Raw genomic sequence first — 26,395 nt, 5'->3', positions numbered from 1 at the left:
TTAATATTAAATAGCTCCTGTCGGGGCTATTTTTCTTTCTTACTCTTAATTCTGGTTAATATCATGATTAATGTTGCGCTTGTTGATGACCACGTCATTGTTCGTTCGGGCTTTGCTCAATTACTCAGTCTTGAAACTGATATTACGGTCGTGGGTGAATTTAACTCTGCGGCAGAAGCGCGCCTCGGATTGCCAAGTTGTCACCCTGATGTCGTTATCTTGGATATTTCAATGCAGGATGAAAGTGGCTTGAGCTTATTGGAAGAAATTCCATCAGGCATTGCCAGTATCATGCTGAGCGTACATGACTCTCCGGCAATGGTTGAGAAGTCATTAGAGTTAGGAGCTAAAGGCTACCTCAGTAAGCGCTGTAGCCCAGATGAGTTAATCCAAGCCGTACATACGAGCGCAAACGGTGGCTGTTATCTCACGCCCGATATCGCTATAAAGCTTGCGACACCAATGAAGAATAAAGCCTCTTTAAACCAACTCACCCGCCGAGAAAGCGAAGTGTGTCAGTTATTGGCAACAGGGCTCGATGTGAAATCTATCGCCGTTGAGCTAGGGGTTAGTCATAAAACGGTGCATGTACACCGTGCCAATGCGATGGACAAACTCAATGTTAAGAACAACGTTGAGTTAGCTAAATTGTTCACTCAAGATCAGTACTAATGCGCTCCTATCTAGCCACTTCACTATGTGGGGTTTTTATGGCTGGCTGTGCATGGTTTTGTTTATGGGTTATTGCCTTCTATTTTATTAATGACCCTGAGTTAGCCATTCTGCTTTTCCCATTCTCACTTCGATTGGGAATGACGCTGCACACTCGCACTCACTATTGGCCTGCTATCTATATTGCAGAGTGGGGACTTGCGATCGCGTTAGCGTTATTGCTTGATGAACCCCAATGGCTGACCATACTAGTCGCCAGTGGATTAAGTATTCCTGCCACTCTATTTGCCAAGCGTTATTACTATGGTGATCAAAATCGTCACTTGTTAGTGATGGCGAGCTTAATCATGGTTACCGCATTAATTAACGTTGCCGTGGTGGGTTCTCATGTTCCAGCCGTTTACATGGTGTGGTTAGCGAGTATCACGGGTGGATTGATGCTGGTACCTATGTGTTATCTGGTCTGGAACTATCTATTCCAAAATAAGTGGGCGCCACTGAGCTCTTACTTAATCCATAATGTTGTAGAGTTCAAAATCCGTCACATCGCTTTATACAGTGTGTTGCTGGTGGCCAGTATTTTGATACAAACCAGCTTGCCTGATGAACTAAGGCGCTTCGCCCCATTTTGTATGGCGATCCCTATTATCTTGCTGGCCGTACGTTACGGATGGCAAGGCGCTTTACTGGCGACCCTGTTAAACAGTGTTGCGCTGATTGCTGCTCATAGCGGAACGTCCAAACTCGAAATTACCGACTTACTCTTGTCTCTATCGGCTCAAACTATTACCGGTATATTGCTGGGCCTTGCGGTTCAAAAGCAGAAAGATCTCAACTCCAAATTGCGAAGCGAGCTTTCCAGAAACCAAAACCTTTCACGCCAGCTAATAACAGCTGAAGAGTCGGTTCGTCGTGATATTGCGCGTGAGCTGCATGATGAAATTGGCCAAAACATCACGGCAATTCGTACGCAGGCAAGCATTATTAAACGTGTCGATGCGGCTGAGATGAGCGTTCGCTGTGCGGGGACGATTGAGTCATTGTCTTTGAATGTTTATGACACCACCAAACGCCTACTTACAAAACTAAGACCTAAGATGTTGGACGATCTTGACCTAAAAGATTCCGTGGAACAGCTTATTCGAGAGATGGAGTTTTCGGATCACGGCGTTGATATCCAGTTAAATTGGCAAGGTGATTACTCGTGTTTGAGTGACACGCTCAAGGTCACTATCTTCAGGCTGTGCCAAGAATCTCTAAACAATGCCTCTAAATACGCCAACGCGAGCGAAATCAGAATTGAACTGATTCTAAATGATCAGGCTTATCTTCGGATCTCAGACAATGGCGTTGGTTTTACAGCGCAGGACCTTCTCAAAGGAATGGGGGTTCGTGGTATGCAAGAGCGTGTTCAGGCGCTCGGTGGCAAGATGACAATCAACGCTAATGGCTCATCTTCGGGTACCAATATCAGCGTTACATTACCTAAAGTGTGAGAACGAATATGTTTGGATTTCTGCGCTCAACAACGTCAAAAAGTGATGCTCTAAATGATGATGAGATCAATCAGAGTTATCGCTACTGGCGCCTTCATATCATGATAGGAATGTATGTCGGCTACGCAGGTTTTTACTTCACTCGTAAAACCTTTAATTATGCCGCGCCAGCCATGATCACCGACCTTGGTTTGGACAAAGGCGATATCGGCTTAATTGGCACGCTCTTTTATCTTTCTTATGGCTTATCGAAATTTATATCAGGCACGATATCGGATCGGTCGAACCCGCGTTACTTCATGGGGCTCGGCCTAATCGCGACAGGTTTGATCAATATCGCGTTTGGTTTTTCTAGTTCGTTGGCGGCTTTTATCTCGCTTTGGGTGCTTAATGCGTGGTTCCAAGGTTGGGGCTGGCCATCGTGTTCCAAGTTATTGACGACTTGGTATTCTCGCTCCGAAAGAGGCTTTCGCTGGGCTATATGGAATACAGCACACAACGTTGGTGGGGCGCTAATTCCTATTCTCGTGGGTTATCTAACGCTGCAATTCAGTTGGCGGGCTGGGTTTATCTGGCCGGGTGTGATTGGTGTATTTATCGGTCTTATCGTTTGCTGGCGCTTACGTGACAAGCCCACCACCATGGGACTCCCGACGGTAGGGAAGTGGCGCAGTGACCATCTAGAGTTGGCGCAAGAGAACCATGGACAAGGGTTAAGCTATCGAGAAATATTGAAAACCTATGTGTTCAGCAATAAGTACATTTGGTTGCTCGCCTTTAGCTATGTGCTGGTTTACATCGTAAGAACGGCGGTCAACGACTGGGGTAACTTATACTTAACCGAAGAACACAATTACAGTTTGATAAACGCCAACGCTGCCTTGTCTCTGTTTGAGATTGGCGGTTTCGTTGGTTCACTTGTTGCTGGGTGGGGCTCGGATAGGCTGTTTGGTGGCAACCGCGGTCCAATGAATATTTTGTTTGCCATCGGCATATTTCTTTCAGTTTCTGCATTGTGGTTGATGCCTTTAACCAATTTTGTGTTTCAAGCGGCTGGGCTGTTTTGTGTCGGCTTTTTTGTTTTTGGTCCTCAAATGCTTATTGGCATGGCGGCGGCCGAGTGCTCGCATAAAGACTCTGCCGGGGCGGCAACCGGCTTTGTGGGCTTGTTTGCTTACATGGGTGCAGCTCTCTCTGGTTACCCATTAGCGCTCGTTCTAGAAACTTATGGCTGGAGTGGGTTCTTCATTACCATCTCTACTTGTGCTGCGGTCATCGGGTTACTGCTACTGCCTTTCCTACAAGCTCAATCACCTCAGAAAAGTGCAGAGGTTCGCTCTGGCTTTTAAGGGGCTTCTTCGTCAATAAGATAGCTGCTAATAGTCCTCTGGTTATTGTGCAGCTATCCTATCTTCAGCGTTTTTTATACGTAGCATTCAAATGTGACTCTTTTCACGCTTTTCATCGATCTCACCTGTTTCTAAGAATTTTTCCTATTGCGTCTAAGACCTCATCTCATGTGGGTTCTAGCTGCTCTCTGTAGTCTTTCTAATTATTTACGTTATTAGAAATCAGCTCTCTGAATTGTGTTCAAAGGGCTCACTACGGAAAACGCCATGTCACTCAGCCACTTCTCAGAACACTCATTTTTCCCAATGGAAAACACCATCCAAAATTATGCATGGGGGAGCATTTCTTCGATACGTGAACTGTTTGGCTTTGAGAATGAGTCACAAGAGCCGCAAGCGGAAGTTTGGATGGGAGCGCATCCGAAGGGTTGCTCAATGGTTAAGCTTGACCAGCATTTAGTGCCACTCTCTGAGCTGATTAACAAGAATAAACCGGCCTATCTATCAAGCGATATTGCGCAGGAGTTCGGTGAGCTACCGTTCTTGTTTAAGATCTTGGCAGCAGAAAAAGCGTTGTCTGTTCAGGTTCACCCAAACAAGCGCCAAGCTGAAATTGGCTTTGCGAGAGAGGAACAGGCAAGCATTCCTCTGACCGCAGGGCATCGTAACTACAAAGACTCGAACCACAAACCTGAATTGGTTTATGCGATCACTGAATACCAAGCGATGAATGGCTTTCGAGAGTTCGAGGAAATATTAGGTCTGTTCAAAAAGTTGGATTCGAGCGAACTGGCTGGTTTGGTTGAAGAGTTTGGCAACCACCTTGATTCTCTAGGCTTAGAAGCATTTTTCCGAGATCTGCTAACGTTGAATGACCAACGTAAACACCGAGCATTAGAGCAACTTCTGACTTACGCAGCATCTCATCAAGACCAAGCTGAGTTTGCTTTGGTTACTGAGCTTAGCCATCAGTACCCGAACGATATCGGACTATTTTGTGTTCTGCTGCTTAACTTGATCACACTAAAGCCAGGTGAAGCGATGTATTTGAATGCGAACACTCCGCATGCTTACATCAAGGGAACCGGGCTCGAGATCATGGCAAATTCAGACAACGTGCTACGTGCTGGTTTAACGCCAAAACACATTGATGTCGCTGAGTTGGTCGCCTGCACAGAGTTTACGCCAATTCCGTTCGAACGCTTGTTGTTAGCGCCCTCAAAACTGGGTCAATGTGATAGTTATGATATTCCTGTCAGTGATTTTGATTTCAATATCTTTCATCGCCCTCATCAAGAAGAAGTCATCACAAGCGGTGCTGAAATTTTAATGGCGATAGACGATGATTTAACGTTAATGAGTCAGAAAGGTGAGCATTTAACCCTTACTAAAGGGCAATCGGTATTTATCCCAGCCTATATTGGTCATTATGAATTGAGTAGTGAGGGCCGAGTTGCTAGGGCGTTTAATTAGGGGAATAGCTGTCGTCTAACATTAGAAAGCTTTCGGGTTTTGGGTATGCGGTAAAGTCGTAGAGATATTAGTAAGAATGAACATTTCATAACAATAAGAGCTCTTAGAATCAGAAAACAAACGTTTTCATAGGTTGACTAATAAATGCAAACTGAAACAATAAGTCGCATTTATAGAAGTGTGTTGATCTAAAGGAAATTTGATGAGCTCTTATTCTCACGTTCGCAGTTACGCCAGTTTATTCAGTGTCTTATCGTTGGCGGTTGCGTCAGCTCCGAGCGCCGCTGATATATCAACAACGCCCGTCATTGGTGGCGTGTTTAGCTCCAGTGAAGTGTTGAAAAATCAGGTGCTTTCAAGCCTAAGTTATTCTGCCAAACTCACTCGTGATGCAGCTCTTTTCACGATTGGTGGCGTTACATTAGATGCGTATATTCTCGCTCTCCCTTTAGATGTCAAAACAAAAGCCAGAGTCGTTGCTCAGTTATCTAACCCGACGTACTCAATTCCTCTGGGTTATTTTCTCTATAGTTATTACGACCGCTATTCAGGCTTGGGCAGTGAAGATGTGTTCAAATCTTACTTGTCGACAGTTTATGATAAGCAGGCGCTAAAGGGCTTTGAACATAGCCTTTATCATGTTGGAGATAAGCCAACCTCAGAGCATCACGAGCCAGATACCTCGACTGAAGCAACGGGACATCATGAAGGTATTCGTATCGATGAACAGTTCATTGCCAACATGGTGGTTATCTACGATGCGTTATTCGAAATTGGTGTTTGGCAGGATATGGACACGCTCCCTGCGAATTACACATACTTAACCAATAGCCCTGAAGATCTAGCGATCATCGCTCAGATTCAACCGATCATTGTTGATTTGATCGGTAAAGCGGCACTGGGAATGGATGACGGCGACATGAAGTCTGCAATGTTGGCGATTGCAGAAGATGGTAAACCAGAAAACGCTGATAAGCCGAATAACAAAGCACAAGCTCTTACTATCACTCTCATTGATTTTGTGCGCTTAAACTTGCTTAAAGCTTACCGACAGTTTGTGTTTAAAGAAGAACGTGCAGAAGCGCTCGATGATTGGATGCAGCAAGCGTTCAGTGACCAGCCTGATGCGCTCATTCAGTTCTTAGAATCCCAACAGAACAAACGTTTTGCGGTCCAAGTGACTGTCGATGGTTTACAGCAGGGGTTGATCGAAGGCTTGGTCGATGAAGATTCACCTTTCATTTCGGTTGCTTACCAAAATCATAAAAACCGAGCGCAATACAAACCTAAGCTAGAAACGGTGATTGAGCCTGAGCATCAACAGCAGGTGAGGTTCATGGAGGTTCTGTCTGAACAAACCTACCGTGATCCGAATTATCTTCCGTTCTTCAAAAAACTCTATCAAGAGAATCGAAATAATATAAGCCGAGTGGGTATCTCTTCTACTCCGACGATCAGCGTACGCAACCTACCGATCATTAAAACGGGCGCAAAAGTGTCTGGTGATGGTGGTACGGGTATCCCTAATTTCCACTTTGTCGACCGAGAGATCGACCGAGCGTATTACTTCTTCGGTAATGATGCCCTACAGCTGGATGTGTTGATGGCAAACAACAAGGTGCAAACCATGTTTGATCGCCTTGATTACCTGAAAACGTTGAACTGCAACGCCCAATACGATTGGAATGCTCACACGACTTACGACGGGCTGGTAAACCTAGGTTTGGGTGAGTCACTGCGTGATTATGGTGAGAAACGCTGCGTTAAAGAGCTTCAAGAACGTTCAGAAGTCGAAGTGGTTTTGCAAGAAAAGCGTCAAGCCTTGATTGAAGATATTGAGGCGTATCAGTCTATATCTGGCTTTGATTTTTTCACTAAGTTTTCAAAGAGAGCTCAGGTTAAACAGTCGATCACTCAGTTTGCCGAGTTAGATGGAAAAGGGATGCCAGACTACACCTTGGTTTATAACCCATGGCCGGATCACTTCGCGCACTTTACCGGTCCTTTTAGTGACGAAATTCTGATGCCGACTGGAGAGCTTAACCGACTGGACTATTGGATTCGCCAGATTGAAGCGACCTACCGCAGTGCCGACGTTTACGATAAAACGCTATGGGGCATGGCAGGGGATCATGGTTTAACGCCGGTGTTCTACGCGCTTAACCCCGAAAAGCAGGTATTTGAAGGCTTACAAGCAGAGCTAGAGTATCCAATTGTGGTTAAGAAGATATCTTCAGACGAGGGTGAAGGGCCTAAAATCACCAATGCTCTAAGCTACCCAAGCTCGAAGGAATTGGATGTGGTGGTCGCCTCGACTGCCGGTGGTAACTTCATGATGGACTTCTTTAATTCGGCTCAAGGGTGGCAGGTTCAGCCGGTTTACCAAGAACTCACGCAGTGGTCTCCGATTGCAGCGCCAGCTGGTCAGAACATAGACATCATTAATCAGATAGCGCAACGCTTGCCTGAAAGTCTTGATTATATGGTCGTAAGAGAAAGCATATGTGATCAACAACGTTGCGCTGTTCGTGTGATTGGCAACCGTGATTTAAAACGGGTTGATGAATTGATCACACGTGAAGGTGACAAGCTTTTCTATGAGTCATTGGAAGATAACCGAGCGCCGATTTTGCTCAATACGCAAAGGTTAAATCCATACCTAGCATCACCAAGCGAAGCTGATTTTTCACAATATTCTCAATTGGTCGACAAGTGTATTAACCGAGCGGTTAAAGCGGATGTGACAACGTGGTGTAGCAGTGCTGAGTGGACTTCATTGACGCAGCCAACACTTCGACCAGATTCAGTGAATCAACTGGCTAAGATCTACCTTGAAGATAGGGCTGGCACGGTTAACTTGTTCCCTAAAGCGGGAATTGGCTACAACACTAAGGTGCCGGGTCGTCATGCCGGTGAGGATTACTTAGAGAAAGATGCTTTCATCGGATTCTGGGGAGCGCCAATTGGCGATAACTCTCAGCAATTGACAATCGAAGCTAACGGATCTTTAGCGCCAACGCTGTTTGAGTATTTGACCGGAGAACCTGTGGTCGAAGGCGAGAACGGTTGGGGGTTTCCGTCGTTGATTGAGAAATTAGATATTTCAAGCGCGCGCTAAAGTAAACGCTCTCTACCTACTCGCTATCTGTATTTTCTCTATGGTTAGCGAGGCTGAGAGTAAGCTAGGTTGAGAGCCAATCCCACAAAATCATCATCTCCTTCATGAACAACTCGGTAGCCAAGTGAACGATAAAAGCTAATGGCGCGAGTGTTACTTCTAAAGCTCGACAAGGTGACTTGCTCACGTCGCTCTTCCGTGGCTCTCTTATGTATGAGAGTCATGACTTGCTTGCCAAGTGAGCGGCCTTGGTTTTGAGGGAAAATGATCAGCAGATGAATATGGAATGCGTTGTCATAAGGCTTAAAGCAGACTAGTCCTACTCTCTCATTTTCGCGATATATCCAATGAAACCAAGAGGGATGATAATCATTGATTAGGCGTTGACGCTGAAAGTCATCATCCCAACCGAAAACGTCATCTACGTGTATGAAAAGACCTTGTTTCACACACGCAAATAGTTCTTCGAATTCATGATTTGAAACGAGCTGGAATTGTATATTCTCTTCTTGTCTTGCCACAGTGTCCGCTTCCTTATCAAACGCCTTTGAATAAGCAAACAGTAACATAATTGAAGGCGCCGAATTAGCTTAGATTTGCGATGTGATGAAACCAAAAAGCCATGCGTGATGCATGGCTTAGAATAAAGTCTTGGACTGATTTTTCTATACGATCTTAAGTGCGTGGTGGCGCGTGAGCTGTTTGTGTAGCGAGTCTTTTAGCGCCATGCGTTCAACTTTGAGGTTGTGCATGCTGTCGTCATCGATAGGGCTGCCAGAGATTTCTAGCTGACGGATGTCGTAGTCGAGTTGGTGGTATTTCTGCATGTCTGCTTTGAATTTTTCGTCGTCGTGGTTGAGCTGAACAATGTCTAATTTAAGATCTGGGAAATCTAAGATAAAGGCATGGTTTTCATTGAGCATTGGCACTTCCTCTCTAGTCGAATTATCTTCAGTATAGAGTCTATTTTTGAAGATAAATGTGTTCTTAAACACAAAGCGAGAGCAGGATCAAAAAAGGGCATAAACGTTCCATTGTGGATTCGCTGATGCCCTTTGTTATTTTAGTAATACTAAAAACTACTTCGCTTTCTTACCAGAGCGTTGCTGCTCTTTGTGTGCTAGCTTTTCTTTCTTACGTTGATCGATAAGGTGAGCGGCTTCGCCACCTACGTGGGTTTCGCCACGAGCATTCGACAGTTGAACTTGCTTTTCACGTTCGCGGAAACGGGCTTTCTGCTCGTCGCTGTGCTTATCAATACACTTAGGGCAGCTTACGCCTTTCTCGAAGTGTTCAGAGGCTTTGTCTTCGTCAGTGATTGGCAAACGACACGCGTTACACACATCGTAACCGCTCTTTTCTAGCTGGTGGTTTACTGCAACACGACCGTCAAATACGTAGCAGTCGCCTTCCCACATGCTCTCTTCTTCTGGTACTTCTTCTAGGTACTTAAGAATGCCGCCTTCAAGGTGGTAAACCTCATCAAAGCCTTGTTCTTTCATGTAGGCTGTTGATTTTTCGCAACGAATACCGCCAGTACAGAACATCGCGACTTTTTTGTGTTTCTTAGGATCGAGATTTTCTTCAACGTATTGAGGGAATTCACGGAAGGTTTCTGTGTTTGGGTTTACAGCATTTTTGAATGTACCGATATCGACTTCGTAATCGTTACGAGTATCAACCAGAATCACATCAGGATCAGAGATCAATGCGTTCCATTCGTTTGGTTTCACGTAAGTGCCGACAACGTGGCGTGGGTCGATACCCTCAACGCCCATGGTTACGATCTCTTTCTTAAGCTTAACCTTGGTGCGGTTGAATGGTTGTTCTTCGTTGAATGACTCTTTGTAAACAACATCAGCCAAACGAGAATCTTGTTTGAACCATTGAAGAAGAGCGTCGATAGATTCGCGCTTACCTGCAACGGTGCCGTTGATACCTTCACTCGCAAGTAGCAAAGTACCGCGGATTTGGTTGGCTTCTAACACGTCAGTGAGTGGCTGGCGAATTTCTTGGTAATCATCAAGTGCTACGAATTTATACAGAGCACATACAACATATTGAGACATGGTTTTTCCTTTCTGCGAGCTGGAACGTAAATCCAGAGCGTTGCCTTTTATGATACATACTGAATTTGATTTACTCAGGTTTGCCCATATTGGCTTATTAAAATCCGCCGCAGTATAACCAAGCCAAGGAAGGACAAAAACCAACCAAAAGTAGGGATATTTATCATTTCTATTTGTGTGGTTTATGGACTAAGAAATACAATGAAACCGTTTTATCTGGCTCGAATTACAACACGTATTCCCAAACCAAAAAGGCCCTGCTGTAAAAATACAGCAGGGCCTTGGTATTAATCTGTCTGACTTAATCAGCGATTACGCTTGGTTCAGTACTTCCGTTAAGCGTTTCACCGCTTCAGTCAACTCTTCTGGGTTGGCGTTAGTGAAGTTTAAGCGCAGTGCGGCTTTTGCTTCATCGGCCTTTGGATAGAATACTGGGCTTGGTACAACCGCCACGCCATTCGATAGCAAAGTCTTAGCTAATTCGAAGGTATCGCACTCTGGGATCTCAACCCAAATGAACATCCCGCCATCTACGGCTTTTAACACACAATCTGCAGGCAGTTGTTTTTCTAGTTCTGAGAACAGCACCTCATAACGAGACTTGTACAGTGTGCGAATGTTTTCCATATGTACGTTGAAGTCTTCATGTTTTAGAAGGCCGACAAGCAGCGCTTGCATGGGTACACTTGAGTGCAAGTCAGCGCCTTGCTTCACTTTGATCAGTGGCTCAAGGTAGCTGCGTTTGCCTGTTACCGCGCCAATACGTAGGCCTGGCGATGCAATCTTAGAGAATGAACGAAGAACGATAGAGTTATCAGGGCAGAAAGACGATACCAACGGCAGTTCCGTACCAGTGAAACGTAGTTCACGGTATGGAGCATCTTCAATGAAGGCTACATTGTATTTGATACACAGCTCAGCCACTTTTTGACGAGTTTCTGTTGCCCAGCACACGCCGGTTGGGTTGTGGAAATCAGGCACGGCATAGAACATTTTTGGCGCTTGCTCGGCAAAGCATGTTTCCAGTTCATCTAGGTTCGGGCCAAATTCAGTTTGAGACACGGTAGCGATGTTTGCTTGAACTAAGCCAAACACCTGCATCGCACCTAGGTAGCTTGGCGCTTCCATCACAACTACATCACCCGGGTCAACATACGCACGCGCAATCAAATCCAAACCTTGCTGAGAACCGGTACAGATCATTGCTGTGTGAGTCTCTGGCAATTGGTAGCTTTGCGTAAGGTGATCAAGCAACGGGCCATAACCTGCGGTCGAACCGTATTGGAAAACTTCAGGCATGTTCGCTAGGTTTTCTAGCGTAGGCTTCATTAAATCGATAGGGAATGTTTTCGCATCGGGTAAACCACCGGCCAACGAAATAACATTAGGATCGCTTGCGGCTGCGAGGATCTCTCGAATGTATGAAGATTGAATCTGTTGTAATGACTGTGCGATTTCCATGTGTTGTGTCTCGTCGTTTATCGTTTTTATTCTATCGCTTGATATTACACGGCAATTGTAAAAACTGGCGTGTCCGTTTATGCTCTTAAACATGTCCATTTATGCTATTTGAACGATGTCACGACAACACATATCCCGAATCAATGATGTTTTGTTCTATATTCACCAAGACATCAGTCAGCCTTTGTCGGCAAAAGCGCTCTCTGAGATTGCTGCGTATTCAGAGCAACACTTTCATCGCACGTTCAAAAGTGTGGTTGGGGAGTCGTTGCATCAATACATTCGACGCACTCGAATGGAGTATGCGGCCAATCAATTGATGTTCGATACCAGCTCGTCTGTGGTTGAGATCGCCCATAAATGTGGCTTTAGCTCTGTGTCTTCGTTTAGCCGAGCATTTAGAGCGACCTTTAATATGTCGCCCGGAGAATGGCGTAAGCATGATTTACAGATTGCAGAAAAACCTTACCTGAAAGACCCCGAAGTGGCGGCAGGCTATTTGAATGTGTCGCAGCGGGAGTTGCCGGAACCTAAAATTGTTGAAGTATCAGACCGAATGGCAGCTTATGTTCGACATACTGGCTATAACCGATCCATTCGCAATGCTTGGTTGATATTGAAAGCATGGGCGAACTCTGAACAGCGTGATTTTTCGAGTCAGTTCGGCTTGCATCACTCTAACCCTGCTTGGGTTGAAATGGATCAGTGTCGTTATGTAGCGTGCATCGCGATTGATGAGCCGATTAAGTATCGCAGTGTCGTGAACCAAATGGTGATTCCAGGCGGTTTGCATGCCGTATTTCGACTTAATGGTCGTTATGGTGAGCTGCTACCACAGATCAGTATGGTATTGGAAAAATGGTTGCCGGCTTCTGGTTTCAAACAACGTTCGACTCCTGCGTATGTGCATTATCATCGGAACCATTTTCTCAATAGTGATGAAGTGTTTGAGCTTGATTTCTACCTCCCTGTGAGTTTTTACTGAGCCTTTATCAGGCTAACTAATGAATTGGATCGGTAATTGGTTTTGTTGTTTTTTGTCGAGCGTGGCTTTACTGATTTGTTGTGGCTAATTTGCTCACTCAATGGCTGAAAGGCATCTTATGTTGGTGATGTAATGAAGAGAAAGCTTGTTGATAATTTACCTCAGTAATTGATGACAACGTACGGATTAAGCGATAGCATTCCGTTCTAATTGCAAATAATTCTTAATATCACTCGCTAGAATATATGACCATTACCCATAAAGATTATCTTAAAATCGCCTTCCCCTTCATCATCTCTACGGTGACACAGCCTTTGTTAGGTGCGGTGGATACTGCTGTTATCGGCCAACTTGGCATTGCTGAATTGATTGGTGGCGTGGCGATCGGCACTATCATTATGAACACCATGTATTGGCTGTTTGGTTTTTTCCGTGTTAGTACCACGGGACAAAGTGCGATGGCACTGGGCAAAGGGAATCGTTCTGATTTAGCGGGCAGCTTGATGCGTCCATTTGTGTTGTCTGGTTTGGTGGGTTTGATCTTTATCTTGATACAACCACTCATCTGGCAAGGCGCGATGTGGGTGATAGAACCTGAAGCGAAAGTGGCTGAGCACGCGCACATCTACTTCAGTATTTTGATTTATGGTGCACCTTTTGTACTGCTCAACTACACCATTATTGGTTGGCTAATGGGGCAGGCGAAAGCCAAAGAAGTTCTTTACACACAAGTGTTTGGTAACGTGTTGAACATTGTATTGGATGCGGTGTTTGTACTTTATTTCGACTTGGGTGTTGCGGGTGTGGCCTACGCAAGTTTGATTGCACAAGTCACTACTTTCGCTATTGGTATGACACTGGTGATTAAGACCAGCAATATCTCGATCTCTGAGTTCCTACAAGGTTCGAAGATGACCAAGAAAGACCTATCGACAATCATCTCTTCAAATACCGATCTCTTACTTCGTACCATCTGTATTTTAGTTTTCTTCAACATGATGGCGCGTACTGGTTCTAAACTGGGTGCCGATGTTCTGGCTGCTAACGCGATCTTGATGCAGGTGACCTTCATTGTCAGTTACATGTTTGACGGTATTGCCAATGCATCGAGTGTGTTCGCGGGTAAAGCGGTAGGTCAGAAAAACCCTTCAATGTTGGATCGTGTATTAAGACTTAACTTCCAATGGACGGCGAGCTTTATTGCCGTACTAACCTTCCTCACCTTGGTATTCAAAGACAGCATTGTCTTCTTGTTTACCGATATTCCAACGCTTGTCGCTCTATATCAAGAGATGGCTCCGTGGTTGATTGTGTTCCCGCTGGTGTCTGGCTTTGGCTTAACGGTTTACGGCATTTTTACGGGAACGGGTACCACGCGTCCGGTTAGGGACTCTAGCATCGCTACTTTGTTGGTTTTCTTAGCGGTACAGGCATTATCAATCGATATGTGGGGCAATCATGGTTTGTGGTTGGCGTTTACCTTGTTTTATCTTGGACGTATTGCCTTCTTGTATCCGTTTATCGCACAAGTTAAGCAGAAGTGCCTTCCAATAGAAGGTCCATCCGCGGCGTGTCATTAGGTTAGAAACACAGTCGTTCTTGCCAGTAGCTTTGAAAGCGCCTGACAGCATTATGCTAAGGGCGCTTTTTCTATCTAATGACCTAGTAAAAATGGTCAATCAAACAGCAAATAAAATGCGATACGGTTCAATGTTCGCTTTTCATCATGTAGGCTTAATGATAGAGTTGTTATGTTATAACATCCATTTATGAGTATCTGCGTGAACGCCCCACTTCTGTCTGTTGACCAATTAACGATCAAAACCTCTTCGAGAACACTTTTTCAAGATATTCATTTCGATGTATATCGAGGTGAGCTGTTGGCGATCATGGGTCCATCAGGCATTGGTAAGTCGATGCTTTCACGCGCGATTGCGGGTTTTCTGCCAGATACGGTTGAGGTTGAAGGCCATATTTCTCTTTCTGGCGATGCCGTGTGTGGCTTGCCTATGTTGCAAAGAACCGCAGTACAGCGCCCCGCAGTTATCTTTCAAGATGCGCTTCAAGCATTAAATCCTCTGGTTTCCATTGAAGGTCAACTCAGTTTGGCATTGACGGGGACGCGCACTAAGCTTAAATCACAAGACAAGATCAAACTCACTGAATTGTTAGTGCAGCTTGGATTTCCTAACCCTGAAACCATCTTGCCGTTATATCCGAGCCAAATTTCGGGAGGGCAACGTCAACGGATTTGTATTGCGATTGGCTTGCTGAGTAACGCCGATCTCATCATCGCCGATGAACCAACCAGCGCGTTAGATCCGGTGACAGAGCAAGAGATACTTAAGCTGATTCGAGACAATGTTAAACAGCGACAAATCGGTGGCTTGTTGATTACTCATGACCTGCACAGCGCATTAGCGTGTGACAAGTTGTTGGTCATCGATGATGGTGGAGTGGTGGCTTACGGCGCACCAAAACATGCGCTTGAATCAAGTTCTCACGCTTTCTGTTGTTCATTGAGAGACTTAATCGAATGAGCCCGACCTTACCACTAAATTCAGAAGTCTCGCCGTTAATGCCAGTGATAGATTCAGAAACACAAACACCGATCGAGATTAAGTTCGAGAATGTCGGTGTGCACTATTACTCAGTGCCAAGTTGGCTGGGTGGTAAGGCGTTCAAAGCGCTGCAGAACATCGACCTTAATGTTGAAGACAAAAGCTTAGCCATTGTTGGGCGTTCTGGTGCCGGAAAATCGACACTGATTGAGCTGTTATTTGGCCTAAAATCACCGACTGTTGGCCGAATCAGCCTATTTGGCCATTCGCTGCCGATTCGCAATAGCAAAACGCAAGCAACGGTGTGTCGCTTGATCCAGTTGGTACCACAAGAACCTCATACCAGTCTCAACCCTTACTATACCGTTCGACAGATCTTAGCCGAACCGCTAAGCAACTTAGACGTTTCTGGTAATCATGAAAGCATTATTGAAGAGACGCTATTGGACGTGGGCTTACCTGCCACTTTGTTATCACTGAAACCGAATCAACTTTCTACAGGCCAAGCTCAACGTGTGGCTATCGCTCGGGCTCTTGTCGTTAGACCCGCAGTGTTGGTGGCCGATGAGCCGACTGCTAGCCTTGATCCTGTGAACCGTCAAAGGTTGCTGGATTTACTTAACTCACTGAAAAATAAGCGCGACATGCGAATCGTTTTGGTGACGCATGATCTCGGTGCGGCAAAGGCGCTTTGTGAAGAAATTCTGGTTCTTGACCATGGCGAGATGGTGGAGCATGGACCGACACCTCAAGTGATGAGCACACCTGCTCACCCTGCGACTCAGTTGCTGATCGAATCTCAGCCACTTTCGAAATCTACTTGTTAAACACAACCTTATTTATTGCGAAATACTGCTTATTAACGAAATACTGCTTATTAACACAACACTGCTTACAGAGAAAAATAACTATGCGTTTTAATTCAATCAAACTGGCTTGCGCGCTTGCGTTGGCTCTGCCTTTGACGGGCTGTTTTGACTCTCAACCAGAGTCGAGCGATGCGGCGGTCAAATCTGAAATTCGTGTTGCGATGATGCAGCCACCAAGAATGGGCCTATCGCCACTTTCTGATGACGCGTTCAAACTATCACGTTGGAGCACGGCTGAAACGTTAGTGAACTTGAGCCCAACCTCAGAAGCAGAACCAATGCTAGCGACTGATTGGAAACATCTTGATCCACTGACTTGGCAGTTCACTATTCGCCAAGGCGTTAAATTCCACGATGGCTCTACATTAACCGCAGAATCCGTAGTGAACTCTTTGCAGAAAGCGCTTGAGGCTGCACCTAAGCCACGCATTCTAGATGGTGTCGATCTAGAAGTGAAAGCGATGGACAACTACCGCGTAGAGATCAAGACCAGCTTTGATGACCCTCTTTTACCGAGCCGTTTATCAAGCCCTCAATTAGCGATTCTTGCAGCAAGTGCTTACCAAGAGGATGGCCGTGTTAGCCCAATGGGTGCAGGTACAGGTCCGTTTGAGTTGACTGAAATTAACGGTACAACCAGTGCGAAACTGAAACGTTTTGATGGCTACTGGGGTCAAAAAGCGCAGGTTGAATCTGTGATTGCAGAATACGTTCCGAACGGTTTTGCGCGCGCTGCGGCTCTAAGAACAGGCACGGCAGACATCGTTGAAGCAGTGCCCGTTTCACAAATCGCGACCATTGATCCGAACTTACTTTATGAAGTGGCAATGCCTCGTACCAATACGCTTTACCTAAACAACAAGTCAGGCGTATTCAGCGATATTAACTTGCGTAAGGTAGCGGCTGCTGCGGTAGACCGTGAGCAAATCGTGAATACCGTTTATGAAAACCACGCGGATATTGCACAAGGTCTATTAGGTCCTGCTCTTGCTTGGGCTGAACAAATTCGACCTGAAGGTCAGGCAATCGACAAGACTCTAAAAGCAAACGGTGAAAGCATTGTTATCGGTACCTTTACCGACCGTGCTGAGCTTGCAGAAGTGGCTGCACTACTTAAACAGCAACTTGAAGCGGCTGGCTTTAACGTTGAGCTGGATATCCGTGAGTATGCTCAGATTGAAAACGATGCGTTATCAGGCAAGTTCGATGCGTTTATCCTTTCTCGTGCAACGGTTCTAGATTCGGGTGACCCAGTGGCTTACATGATGAGTGACTTTGGTTGTAAGGGTTCATTCAACCTTGGCCAGTTCTGTTCTCAAGATGTAGATAAAGCACTGACTCACGCAGACCTACAACCACTAGGTACACTACGTCAGCAAGCGATCATCGAAGCCGAGCAAAAAATCCTTAACGACTTCGCTGCGATTCCATTGCTTCACGAACGTGTGATTCAAGGTGAAAGCGAGCGCGTGAGCAATGTGGTTCGTGACCCAAGTGAGCGCCGTTTAGTTGACCAAACTACACAGATCAAACAAGCGAAACAGGCTAACTAAATAGATGCTATCTGCTGAGACTCTGCGTCGAACCTTATTTATCTTGACGCCTTGGCTATCAAGAATTGCCTCACTGATTGTGGTGGTGATTCTTGTTGGCTTGATGCCTGACATTGCAGGCATCGACCCAAGCCAATCCATTCTGCGTGCGAGGGCGGGGCAACAACACCTGCTTACGCCTGAAGCTTTAGCAGCGGTACGCGCTGATCTTCAGCTTGACCGTTCGGCAAGTGAGCGCTTGATCGACTGGATAGGAAGCGCTTTTTCGGGTGACCTAGGTAAATCCTGGATTGATGGCTCTTCGGTTGCACTAGGTATTCAAAAAACAGCGTCGACATCTCTGTTTTTGATGTCTAGCGCATTGGTGATGACTTTCGTACTGTGTGGTGCAGGCTTACTTGCTACCTTACGCAGTTGGAAGAAGGGCAAGCTGGGGCAGAGTTACAGCAGTTTAAGCACCGTATTAATATCCTTGCCAGAGTACGTGGTAGCCTCGGTATTAATACTGGTGTTCTCTATCTGGTTAGGTTGGCTGCCGCCGTATGGTTGGCAAAATTGGCAAGACATATGGCTACCGAGTTTAGCGCTCGCACTGCCCGCCAGTGGCCTATTTAGTCGCCTACTCAGAGACAGTTTACAACGCGTTTTAAATGAGCCTTGGGTGATTACTTGGCTTAGTGCCAACGTTCACTCTAACCAAATTATTCGCTTTGCGCTGAAAAGAGCGCTGAGCAGCCTGATCCCACAAATCGCGATGATCGTGATTGGTTTGACTGGTGGCGCGGTCGCGGTTGAGCTTATCTTCTCGATTCCGGGTATCGGGCGCATGATTCTAGGCGCAGCTAAGGCGCAAGATTTACCAATGCTGCAGGGCGGCTTATTGGTATTGCTGCTATTTTCAATTGCCGTGAGCAGCATGAGCTTGTTTGTTCAACAGCTGATTCTGGGTCACAGTCTGAAAAGCGGTAAGCTGATTAGCAGCCATTCTTCGTTTCGCTTTACACAGAGCCGTACCAAGCGTGCTGTTGCTTTTTCAATATTTTCGTTCCTGAGTGCAATTGTAATTTGGGCTGCATTTCGTGACCCATACACCAGTCAATTTTCTCGTTTAGCAGATCCAAGTTGGCAAGTGCCATTGGGTGCGGATGGCATTGGTCGAGATCTATTAGCTAGGATCGGTTCTGGTATGGTTTCGACCTTCCAAGCCGGTATCTTGGCGACGTTTTTGAGTTTGGTGACAGGCATCATCATGGGTTTCAATACCCGCTTTAGCCAAGGTCTTATCGAGATAACTAAGGGTATTCCTTACATTATTGCTGGCCTGTTGGTTGCGGGTTTAACGGGCATGAACCCGAACAGCGCATTGATCGCGATTGTATTAGTATCTTGGGCGCCATTGGCGGCGCATTGCTCTAGTCTAATTGTGGAAGCTAAGGCCCAGCCTTATACTCATCTCGCACCGTTGTGGGGAACGAGCAAGCTTAGAATTTTCCGTTTTTATCTGCTGCCTTACGTGTTGCCACCGTTGCTAAGACACGCAATGTTGAGGCTGCCAGTAATCACATTGAGCCTGACCTCGCTAAGCTTCATCGGTTTAGGTGCGAAACCGCCTGCACCGGAATGGGGTTTGATGATTGCAGAAAACTTGCCCTACATTGAACGCGCGCCATTGGCAGTCATGGGGCCAATCGTTGGGCTGATTCTGTTAGGTGCGGCAATTAATATGATGTTTGATGATTAACGAAAAAGTGCAGGCTGCTTAAGTTTTCGATGTGCTATTCGATTGAGTGTTCGATTTGCTTTTTATGTTGTAACCTTGAGCCTGTTTTTTAGAATTGGCTTTCGGATCGGTTGTCGATCGGCTTTTGGTTTAGTTAAGTGTTCAGCGTTAAGGATTCAACATGTATCTTGTTTTGTATTGCCACAATATCGGTATGACCGATTTTTCATTCTTTGAAACGGAAGACTTCGACAAAGAGGATGGCTATATCGTGCGAGGTAAATGGCCGAATGAGAAAGCGTTTCGCGACTACTTGACCAAAGAGTTTGGTGACATGAGCGAATTCCAAGTGATCGACTTAATCGGCAAAGGCGCAGAAGCAGAACACTACTCACCAGAAGAGTTGATGCGTTTAGCTCAGTAACCGTTAGCTCATCAATATCTAGCTCGGTAATACGTTTTAAATCGAATAAAGAAATGGCAGCCTGATTGGGCTGCCATTTTTCGTTTTAGGTTTAAGCTAATTGCTCGATACCTTAAGTGGGGAGGCTCCGCTATTGCGCGACTTCGTCCACCAAGTACAAGATTGATTGATACGGAATGCCACTGTGATGTGACAAACCGATCTCACAGGTTCGACTGTTACTGAACCCACGAGTGCAGTTGCTCGGCACTTGCTCTTTGAGTGGGTGTACCGCCGCTTCATTCAGCTCTGGCGTGGTAAAACCTTTATCACCCGCCCAACCACAGCATTGAATATGCTCAGGAACAATCACCTCTTCGGTACAGGCTTTAGCAAGGCTCAACATCGCGCCTTCCAAACCCATTCGACGAGAGCTACAAGTCACATGCAGCATCACGGTTTCTTGCAGCGGCTCAAGTGTCAGGTGCTCAAGCAAGTATTGATTCACAAACCCTGTCGGCTCTAATACTTCTAACGGTTTGGTGAACTGTTCAATACTGCGTTTAGCACATGGGCTGGTGTCCATTAATACTGGGTATTCACCCTGACGACTGGCCTGCCACAACACTTCTTCGAGCTGTTGAGCTTTAGATTGGGCTAAATCGGTCATCCCTTTGCTGTCGTAAGGCATGCCACAACATTGGTCGTCTAGCTTCTTCGGAAGAATAACCTCAAATCCTGCTTTGTTAAGCAAAGACATGGTCACTTCAGTCAGAGGACGCTGGTCGCCCGCATCACTCTGTTGTCCCATGGTGCGACTGGCACACGAAGGCAGGTAAACCACCTTCTTATGATTGCTTGAGTTTTCTGCCGTCACTGGTGATGAGACTAGCGCGTGACTATTGGATTGTGGCATCTCAGGCATCCAAACGGGTGTCGCACCTTTAGTTATTGAGCGCAAGCCGTTAGTTAGCTTGCCGACTGTATTTGCGCCTAATATTTTGCTCGCTACTTGGTTGGTTTTGAGGCCAGCCTTGGTGAGTTTTGTGGTGGTCGAGAAATGATCAGCTGTCCATTTGGCGATTGGTGTAAATTTCTCGTATTTGGCAATACGAAGCTTCTTGATCAAATCGCCGGTGTTGATTCCCACTGGGCAACGCTCGGCACACAGGCCAGTTGCGGCGCAGGTATCGATACCTTGGTATTCGAAGGTTTTCTCTAGCTCACTTGCTTCTATCTCTTCACCTGCGGCACGGCGGCGTTGTAGCTCGCGATATAAAACAATACGTTGGCGTGGTGATAGAGTGAGCGTACGAGACGGACAAACAGGCTCACAGAAGCCACATTCAATACAGCGGTCGACAAGGTCATCGGCAGCAGGCATTGGCTTCAAATTGGTGATGTGTGAATTCGGGTTGTCGTTGATGATAACGCCGGGGTTGAGCAGTCTTTCTGGGTCAAACAGTGCTTTGATCTGTTGCATCAAGGCGTAGCCATCTTTACCCCATTCCAATTCCACATAAGGCGCCATGTTACGACCAGTACCATGCTCTGCTTTCAGAGAACCTTGGTATTTCACCGCAACCAGTTCGGCAACGTCATCCATGAAGCCGCCGTAGCGGTCGATTTCTGTTTGGCTGTCGAAGCCTTGAGTAAATACAAAGTGCAGGTTACCTTCGAGGGCGTGACCGAAAATGATCGCTTCGCTGTAGTCGTATTTGTCGAACAGCTCTTGCAGCTCTCGAATACCATTAGCGAGGTTTTCGACAGGGAAAGCCACGTCTTCGATGATAACGGTTGTGCCAACTTCACGAACGGCTCCAACGGCAGGGAACATGCCTTTTCGGATGCCCCACAGAGTTGCGACTGTCTTTGGATCGGAAGTGAAAGGCACCGATTCAACAATCGTGTATTCAGTCAATGCGTCCAAAATTGATTTACATTGTAAATCTAAGTCCGGCTGGGAGCTGGCGTGTGATTCCACCAAAATAGCCGCGGCTTCTAAATCCAAGTTCGGCATGAATGCAGGCATACCTGGCTTATCAGCAACTGAACGCAGCGCTCTGCCGTCCATCAATTCAACCGCAGCAACGGGTGTTTTTGATAGCGTAGTTACGGCTTTACTGGCTTGCTCGATGTCGGCAAATACCAACAGAGCAGAGGCTTTATTTGGGTGCTCAATCACCGTGTTGTAGGTAATCTCAGCAATGAAACCTAGTGTGCCTTCTGAGCCAATCATCAAGTGTTTGATGATCTCAATTGGATCGTGGTAATCGACCAAGGCATTCAGAGCGTAGCCAGTGGTGTTTTTGAGGCGGTACTTGTGGCGGATTCTGTCTGCGAGTTCTTGGTTTGAAGCTGTCTGTTGATGTAATACGACAATGCCTTCAAACAGGTCTTTATGTGATTCCTTGAATGCCTCAACACTTGCTTTGTCAGCCGTATCAAGCAGGGAGCCATCACTCAATACGATTTTCATGCTCTCAACGGTGCGATACGAGTTTTGCGCAGTACCACAACACATGCCACTGGCGTTGTTCGCGGCGATACCACCGATTTTACAGGTATTGATTGAAGCTGGATCTGGGCCGATTTTACGTTGGAAAGGGGCAAGGTATTTGTTGGCATCAGCGCCAATCACGCCCGGTTGAAGAATGATTTGATTGCCGTTGTCGACGATTTCGTGGCCACGCCAGTCATCGGTCAGTGTGATGAGTACCGAGTCTGAAACGGCTTGCCCTGACAGGCTGGTGCCCGCGGCGCGAAAGGTAAAATGAATACCGAGTTCGCGACAACTTTGAATGGTGAATATGACTTCGTCTAAGTTCTTGAGCCTTAGAACCATTTTCGGCACCAAGCGATAGAAACTCGCATCGGTGCCGTAAGCCAATCGCTTTGCCTCTTGAGTGACAATGCGTTCTGTTTCTATTTTTTGAGCCAGTATCGCTTCAAGCTGCTGATAAGCTTGTGCGTCTATTACTCGCTCATGGGATGTGTTTGTCTCCATCTTTGCTTCCTTGTGCTTCTTATTTGGCACTGATCAGGGCGTGTTGACCTTTCGTGGTTAAATTTTGTTCGAGATAAAAGCGTTTTAATCGCGGCGAGGGGGAAGTAGCCTAGTCACTCTAAGCAAATCCCCCTCAACAAAGAGTAAAACGCTTTTTGCGGGGGCGCCCAGCTCGAACCCTTCGGGCAGCGTTTGCTGGCCATTTCTACTACGTTATCGGCTTCTCATGTAGGCTAGCTACACATCGACGCCTCTGCCTTGTATAAATACCCAGCAACTCGCTGCAAAAATCAGCTCGAAAGATCAACACGCCCTAGTTTTTATTTTATTTTCCAGTGCTTAAACGGTGTCACAACGACAGTGGAATTGCTGTGACACCGATTGAACTTCAGTCTAAGTAGACCAAAGCATTAGTCCGAATCCGAACCTAAATCGTTGAGGTTTAATCTAGCCCCACCAGAGAATCACGAGTTAAGTCTTTGATTGTCTTCGCGCCAGTTAGTGTCATGGCAACGCGCATCTCTTTGTCATATAGGTCGAGTAGATTCTCAACACCTGCTTGTCCTTGCGCTGCTAACGCGTAGACGAAAGAGCGGCCAAGCAAGGTGCAGTCTGCGCCCATCGCCATCATGCGAACTACATCTAAGCCAGTACGAATGCCAGAGTCGACCAGAATCTTGGTGTCGCCTTTTACCGCGTCTGCAATCGCAGGCAGTGCTTTAGCACTTGATAGAACACCATCTAGCTGACGACCACCGTGGTTTGAAACTACGATACCGTCTGCGCCAAATCTCAAGGCGTCTTTTGCATCTTCTTCATCAAGAATGCCTTTGATGACCATTGGGCCGTCCCAGAAATCACGGATCCACTCTAGGTCTTTCCATGAAATCGACGGGTCGAAGTTGTCACCCAACCAACCGATGTAGTCTTCAAGTTTGGTTGGAGAACCGCGGTAAGTAGAGATATTGCCAAGATCGTGTGGCTTGCCTAGTAGGCCAACATCAACAGCCCAACTAGGATGACGCATAGATTGGAATACACGACGTATTGCTGCATTTGGACCACTCATTCCTGAGTGCATGTCACGGTAACGAGCGCCAGGTACAGGCATATCCACCGTGAAGACCAGTGTTGTTACGCCTGCCGCTTTGGCACGTTCCAATACGTTCTTCATGAAGCCACGATCTTTTAGCACGTAAAGTTGGAACCACATTGGGCGCTCAATCTTAGGTGCCACTTCTTCGATCGGGCATACCGATACGGTCGACATGGTAAAAGGGATGCCCTTGTTGTCAGCCGCTTTAGCCGCTTGTACTTCGCCACGTCGTGCGTACATGCCTGTTAGTCCAACCGGAGCTAAGACAATCGGCATCGCCAGTTTTTCGCCAAACAATTCGGTTTCCAAATTTAGGTCCGACATGTCATTAAGTACACGCTGCTTGAGTGCGATCTCTGCAAGATCGGCCGTGTTGCGGCGTAGGGTATGTTCTCCGTAAGAACCGCCGTCAATGTAGTGAAAAAGAAACGGTGGCAATTTTGCTTTTGCTGCGGCGCGGTAATCAGTCGATGTGGATATGATCATAATTTCAGTCCTAAATTCTTGGGATGTTGCCCTTCTATGAGAGCTTGGCTTGGGCTGCTTTAATTCTTGAAAAGTAAGTGTTTGTTGTTTCTTAATCGGTGAAGCAACTCATCGATAAATAAAATAACCTGTGAAGCAAATAAACAGTGAAACAGTTAAGCAATAAAATGGCGTTAATACCCGAGGGTGTTGATGTGTTTTAGTATCCATTCCGAAACTCATCAACTGTCTTATTAGACGGTGTTACAGTCGGGGAATTGAGTATTAACGCCAAGTGCTTTTGTAACGACTTATGGTTTACATAAGTGCGTCTGTCATTTTGAAGCCGTAGATAACCACTAGGCCGATGATTCCTGTCATCACCAAGTAGTAGAACGTTGGGATGATAGTCTTACGTAGTGTTGCGCCTTCGCGTCCTAATAAGCCTACGGTCGCCGATGCGGCTACCACGTTGTGAATCGCAATCATGTTACCTGCTGCTGCACCAACGGCTTGCAGAGCAACAACCACAGCACTAGAGATAGACAGAGTTTGTGCTACTTCGAATTGGAACTGGCTGAACATCATGTTTGAAACGGTGTTCGAACCTGCAATGAAGGCACCTAACGCACCGACCGTGGCACTTAACGCTGGGAATGCGCTGCCGACTAGGTCAGCTGCAAAGTTGGCAGTGGTTACTGGCATACTTGCTAAATCAGCGCCGTTCACGCCAGAGTTAATAAAGATACGAACCATTGGGATGGTGAACACCAACACAAAGCCTGCGCCAATCAGAGTCTTGCTCGACTCACCAAAAGCTTTGGCCAGTGGTGTTGCGCTGCGTGATTGCATTAGAACAGCAACCAGTGCGACGAAGACCAAGATACCGCCAGGTAGATACAGAGGTTGAATCGCTGTGCTTACGCCTGTCTCGCCAAGGATGTTGCTGAAAGAAAGGCTAACGCTCTTAAGTAGGCCTTTGAACTCAGGGCTCACACGGCTAGCGACTAGAGTGACAGCGAGCAGAACATAAGGTGCCCATGCCATCGCCATGCTCATTTTTTTATGGTTTTGGTTGTTGTCATCAAGGTCGATTTTCAAAGAGCCTAGCCATTCTGCTGGCCACTTGTCTTCGCTTTCGAAATCCCATTTTGATTTAGGGACTAGGAAGCCACGTTTTGCTGCTGTTACAACAATAGCAAGGCCAACCAAACCACCAATCAGTGATGGGAACTCAGCTCCGAGGAAAACACCCGTTAGTGCGTAAGGAATGGTGAAAGCGGCACCTGCGAATAGTGCGAATGGCAGGATATCAAGACCTTCAGTCCAGCTTTTGTTCTTACCGAAGAAGCGAGTCAGCATCATTGCCATCAATACAGGAATCATCACACCAACGCAGGCGTGGATGATTGCAACACTTGATGTGATCTGTTGTAGGTAAGCATCCCATGTTGAACCATTGGCAATCAGGCTTTCACCGATGTTGTGCGTATCCAAACCTTTGTTTACGCCAACAATGATAGGTGTACCCACCGCGCCGAACGATACCGGCGTAGATTGAATCATCATGCCCATCAGTACCGCAGCTAACGCTGGGAAGCCAATTGCAACCAATAACGGAGCGGCGATTGCAGCGGGTGTGCCGAAGCCAGACGCACCTTCAATGAATGAACCAAAACACCAAGCGATGATGATCGCTTGCACACGACGGTCTGCTGATATGTCAGTAAAGCCGTTGCGGATGGTGGTGATAGCTCCGGTGTGTTTCAAAGTGTTTAATAAGAAGATGGCGCCAAACACAATCCAGAGAACCGACACGGTAATGCCGAAGCCTTGGAATACTGAAGCCAGCACGCGAGTGCTAGACATATCCCATGCGAATAGGGCGATAGCAACGGTTAACGCAAATGCCACGGGCATCGCTTTTTTTGCAGGCCAGTTAAGGCCAACCAGCAGAATCGCTGCAACAACTATTGGCGAAAAGGCCAATAATGCTAGTAGAGTTTCACTCATGGGTACTTCCTCGTACTTGTTTTCAAACGTTCATGTTTGAAGTGAATAACACGTCATTAGTTTTGTAGGTGTAATCTGAATCTCG

The 26,395-nt window shown here is 46.4% G+C and carries 19 protein-coding genes; 12 read left to right on the top strand and 7 right to left on the bottom strand.

From position 1 onward, the window contains the following. Positions 1 to 63 precede the first annotated feature (63 nt). From uhpA to AACT19_RS20865, 5 genes are all read left to right on the top strand, one after another. A complete protein-coding gene (uhpA, locus tag AACT19_RS20885) occupies positions 64 to 672 on the top strand; it encodes a transcriptional regulator UhpA (protein WP_004732761.1) in 609 nt (202 codons plus the stop codon). Then, positions 672 to 2,168: a signal transduction histidine-protein kinase/phosphatase UhpB gene (gene uhpB / locus AACT19_RS20880; protein ID WP_032555425.1), complete on the top strand. Its 1,497-nt coding sequence runs from the start codon at positions 672 to 674 to the stop codon at positions 2,166 to 2,168. The genes uhpA and uhpB overlap by 1 nt, the downstream gene beginning before the upstream one ends. 8 nt (positions 2,169 to 2,176) lie before the next feature. Continuing rightward, complete coding sequence (gene uhpC / locus AACT19_RS20875; protein ID WP_076648603.1) at positions 2,177 to 3,517, top strand: MFS transporter family glucose-6-phosphate receptor UhpC; 1,341 nt, start codon at positions 2,177 to 2,179, stop codon at positions 3,515 to 3,517. Positions 3,518 to 3,784: 267 nt separating this feature from the next. After that, a complete protein-coding gene (manA, locus tag AACT19_RS20870) occupies positions 3,785 to 4,990 on the top strand; it encodes a mannose-6-phosphate isomerase, class I (RefSeq protein WP_076648601.1) in 1,206 nt (401 codons plus the stop codon). A 202-nt stretch (positions 4,991 to 5,192) separates the two neighbouring features. Continuing rightward, entirely contained in the window at positions 5,193 to 8,108 is a 2,916-nt protein-coding gene (locus tag AACT19_RS20865; protein ID WP_076648599.1) for an alkaline phosphatase family protein, read from the top strand. Between the two features lie 44 nt (positions 8,109 to 8,152). Here the strand turns inward: AACT19_RS20865 and AACT19_RS20860 are convergent, their stop codons facing one another. The 4 genes from AACT19_RS20860 to AACT19_RS20845 all read right to left on the bottom strand — a co-directional run bounded on the left by AACT19_RS20860 (position 8,153) and on the right by AACT19_RS20845 (position 11,638). After that, positions 8,153 to 8,677 (bottom strand): GNAT family N-acetyltransferase, encoded by a 525-nt coding sequence (locus AACT19_RS20860; RefSeq protein ID WP_076648597.1) that lies wholly within the window; start codon positions 8,675 to 8,677, stop codon positions 8,153 to 8,155. Positions 8,678 to 8,773: 96 nt separating this feature from the next. Next, complete coding sequence (locus AACT19_RS20855) at positions 8,774 to 9,031, bottom strand: YdcH family protein (RefSeq protein ID WP_010432560.1); 258 nt, start codon at positions 9,029 to 9,031, stop codon at positions 8,774 to 8,776. A gap of 156 nt (positions 9,032 to 9,187) precedes the next feature. After that, positions 9,188 to 10,177 (bottom strand): oxygen-dependent tRNA uridine(34) hydroxylase TrhO, encoded by a 990-nt coding sequence (trhO, locus tag AACT19_RS20850; RefSeq protein WP_017089989.1) that lies wholly within the window; start codon positions 10,175 to 10,177, stop codon positions 9,188 to 9,190. Positions 10,178 to 10,489: 312 nt separating this feature from the next. Then, on the bottom strand, positions 10,490 to 11,638 hold the full coding sequence (locus tag AACT19_RS20845) for an aminotransferase-like domain-containing protein (protein ID WP_076648595.1): 1,149 nt from the start codon (positions 11,636 to 11,638) through the stop codon (positions 10,490 to 10,492). A 115-nt stretch (positions 11,639 to 11,753) separates the two neighbouring features. Here AACT19_RS20845 and AACT19_RS20840 point away from each other — a divergent pair, with 115 nt between their 5' ends. The 7 genes from AACT19_RS20840 to AACT19_RS20810 all read left to right on the top strand — a co-directional run bounded on the left by AACT19_RS20840 (position 11,754) and on the right by AACT19_RS20810 (position 19,750). After that, positions 11,754 to 12,623: an AraC family transcriptional regulator gene (locus AACT19_RS20840; protein WP_076648593.1), complete on the top strand. Its 870-nt coding sequence runs from the start codon at positions 11,754 to 11,756 to the stop codon at positions 12,621 to 12,623. A 245-nt stretch (positions 12,624 to 12,868) separates the two neighbouring features. Then, the gene (locus AACT19_RS20835) at positions 12,869 to 14,203 is read left to right on the top strand and encodes an MATE family efflux transporter (RefSeq protein WP_054541948.1); all 1,335 of its coding nucleotides are present in this window, start codon (positions 12,869 to 12,871) and stop codon (positions 14,201 to 14,203) included. Positions 14,204 to 14,404: 201 nt separating this feature from the next. Further along, positions 14,405 to 15,163, top strand: coding sequence for an ATP-binding cassette domain-containing protein (locus AACT19_RS20830; RefSeq protein ID WP_076648591.1), 759 nt, complete (start codon positions 14,405 to 14,407; stop codon positions 15,161 to 15,163). Further along, on the top strand, positions 15,160 to 16,011 hold the full coding sequence (locus tag AACT19_RS20825; protein ID WP_017081293.1) for an ABC transporter ATP-binding protein: 852 nt from the start codon (positions 15,160 to 15,162) through the stop codon (positions 16,009 to 16,011). The genes AACT19_RS20830 and AACT19_RS20825 overlap by 4 nt, the downstream gene beginning before the upstream one ends. 83 nt (positions 16,012 to 16,094) lie before the next feature. Next, positions 16,095 to 17,606, top strand: coding sequence for an ABC transporter substrate-binding protein (locus tag AACT19_RS20820; protein WP_076648589.1), 1,512 nt, complete (start codon positions 16,095 to 16,097; stop codon positions 17,604 to 17,606). A 4-nt stretch (positions 17,607 to 17,610) separates the two neighbouring features. After that, positions 17,611 to 19,347, top strand: coding sequence for an ABC transporter permease subunit (locus tag AACT19_RS20815; RefSeq protein WP_076648587.1), 1,737 nt, complete (start codon positions 17,611 to 17,613; stop codon positions 19,345 to 19,347). A gap of 160 nt (positions 19,348 to 19,507) precedes the next feature. Then, positions 19,508 to 19,750, top strand: a complete 243-nt coding sequence (locus AACT19_RS20810) for a hypothetical protein (protein ID WP_076648585.1) — start codon at positions 19,508 to 19,510, stop codon at positions 19,748 to 19,750. A 130-nt stretch (positions 19,751 to 19,880) separates the two neighbouring features. On the opposite strand, the gene AACT19_RS20805 is transcribed toward AACT19_RS20810, so the two are convergent. The 3 genes from AACT19_RS20805 to AACT19_RS20795 all read right to left on the bottom strand — a co-directional run bounded on the left by AACT19_RS20805 (position 19,881) and on the right by AACT19_RS20795 (position 26,310). After that, positions 19,881 to 22,736 carry an FAD-binding and (Fe-S)-binding domain-containing protein gene (locus AACT19_RS20805; protein ID WP_076648583.1) on the bottom strand — a complete coding sequence of 952 codons (2,856 nt, stop codon included), beginning with the start codon at positions 22,734 to 22,736 and terminating at the stop codon, positions 19,881 to 19,883. A gap of 442 nt (positions 22,737 to 23,178) precedes the next feature. Further along, positions 23,179 to 24,318 carry an FMN-dependent L-lactate dehydrogenase LldD gene (gene lldD, locus AACT19_RS20800; RefSeq protein ID WP_076648581.1) on the bottom strand — a complete coding sequence of 380 codons (1,140 nt, stop codon included), beginning with the start codon at positions 24,316 to 24,318 and terminating at the stop codon, positions 23,179 to 23,181. Positions 24,319 to 24,615: 297 nt separating this feature from the next. Beyond that, positions 24,616 to 26,310, bottom strand: a complete 1,695-nt coding sequence (locus AACT19_RS20795) for an L-lactate permease (RefSeq protein WP_076648578.1) — start codon at positions 26,308 to 26,310, stop codon at positions 24,616 to 24,618. Positions 26,311 to 26,395: the final 85 nt, after the last annotated feature.

The organism is Vibrio sp. 10N.222.47.A9, assembly GCF_963872585.1.
In the GTDB taxonomy this organism is placed as follows: Bacteria; Pseudomonadota; Gammaproteobacteria; order Enterobacterales; family Vibrionaceae; genus Vibrio; species Vibrio splendidus.
This window is presented reverse-complemented; position numbering and strand designations above follow the sequence as displayed.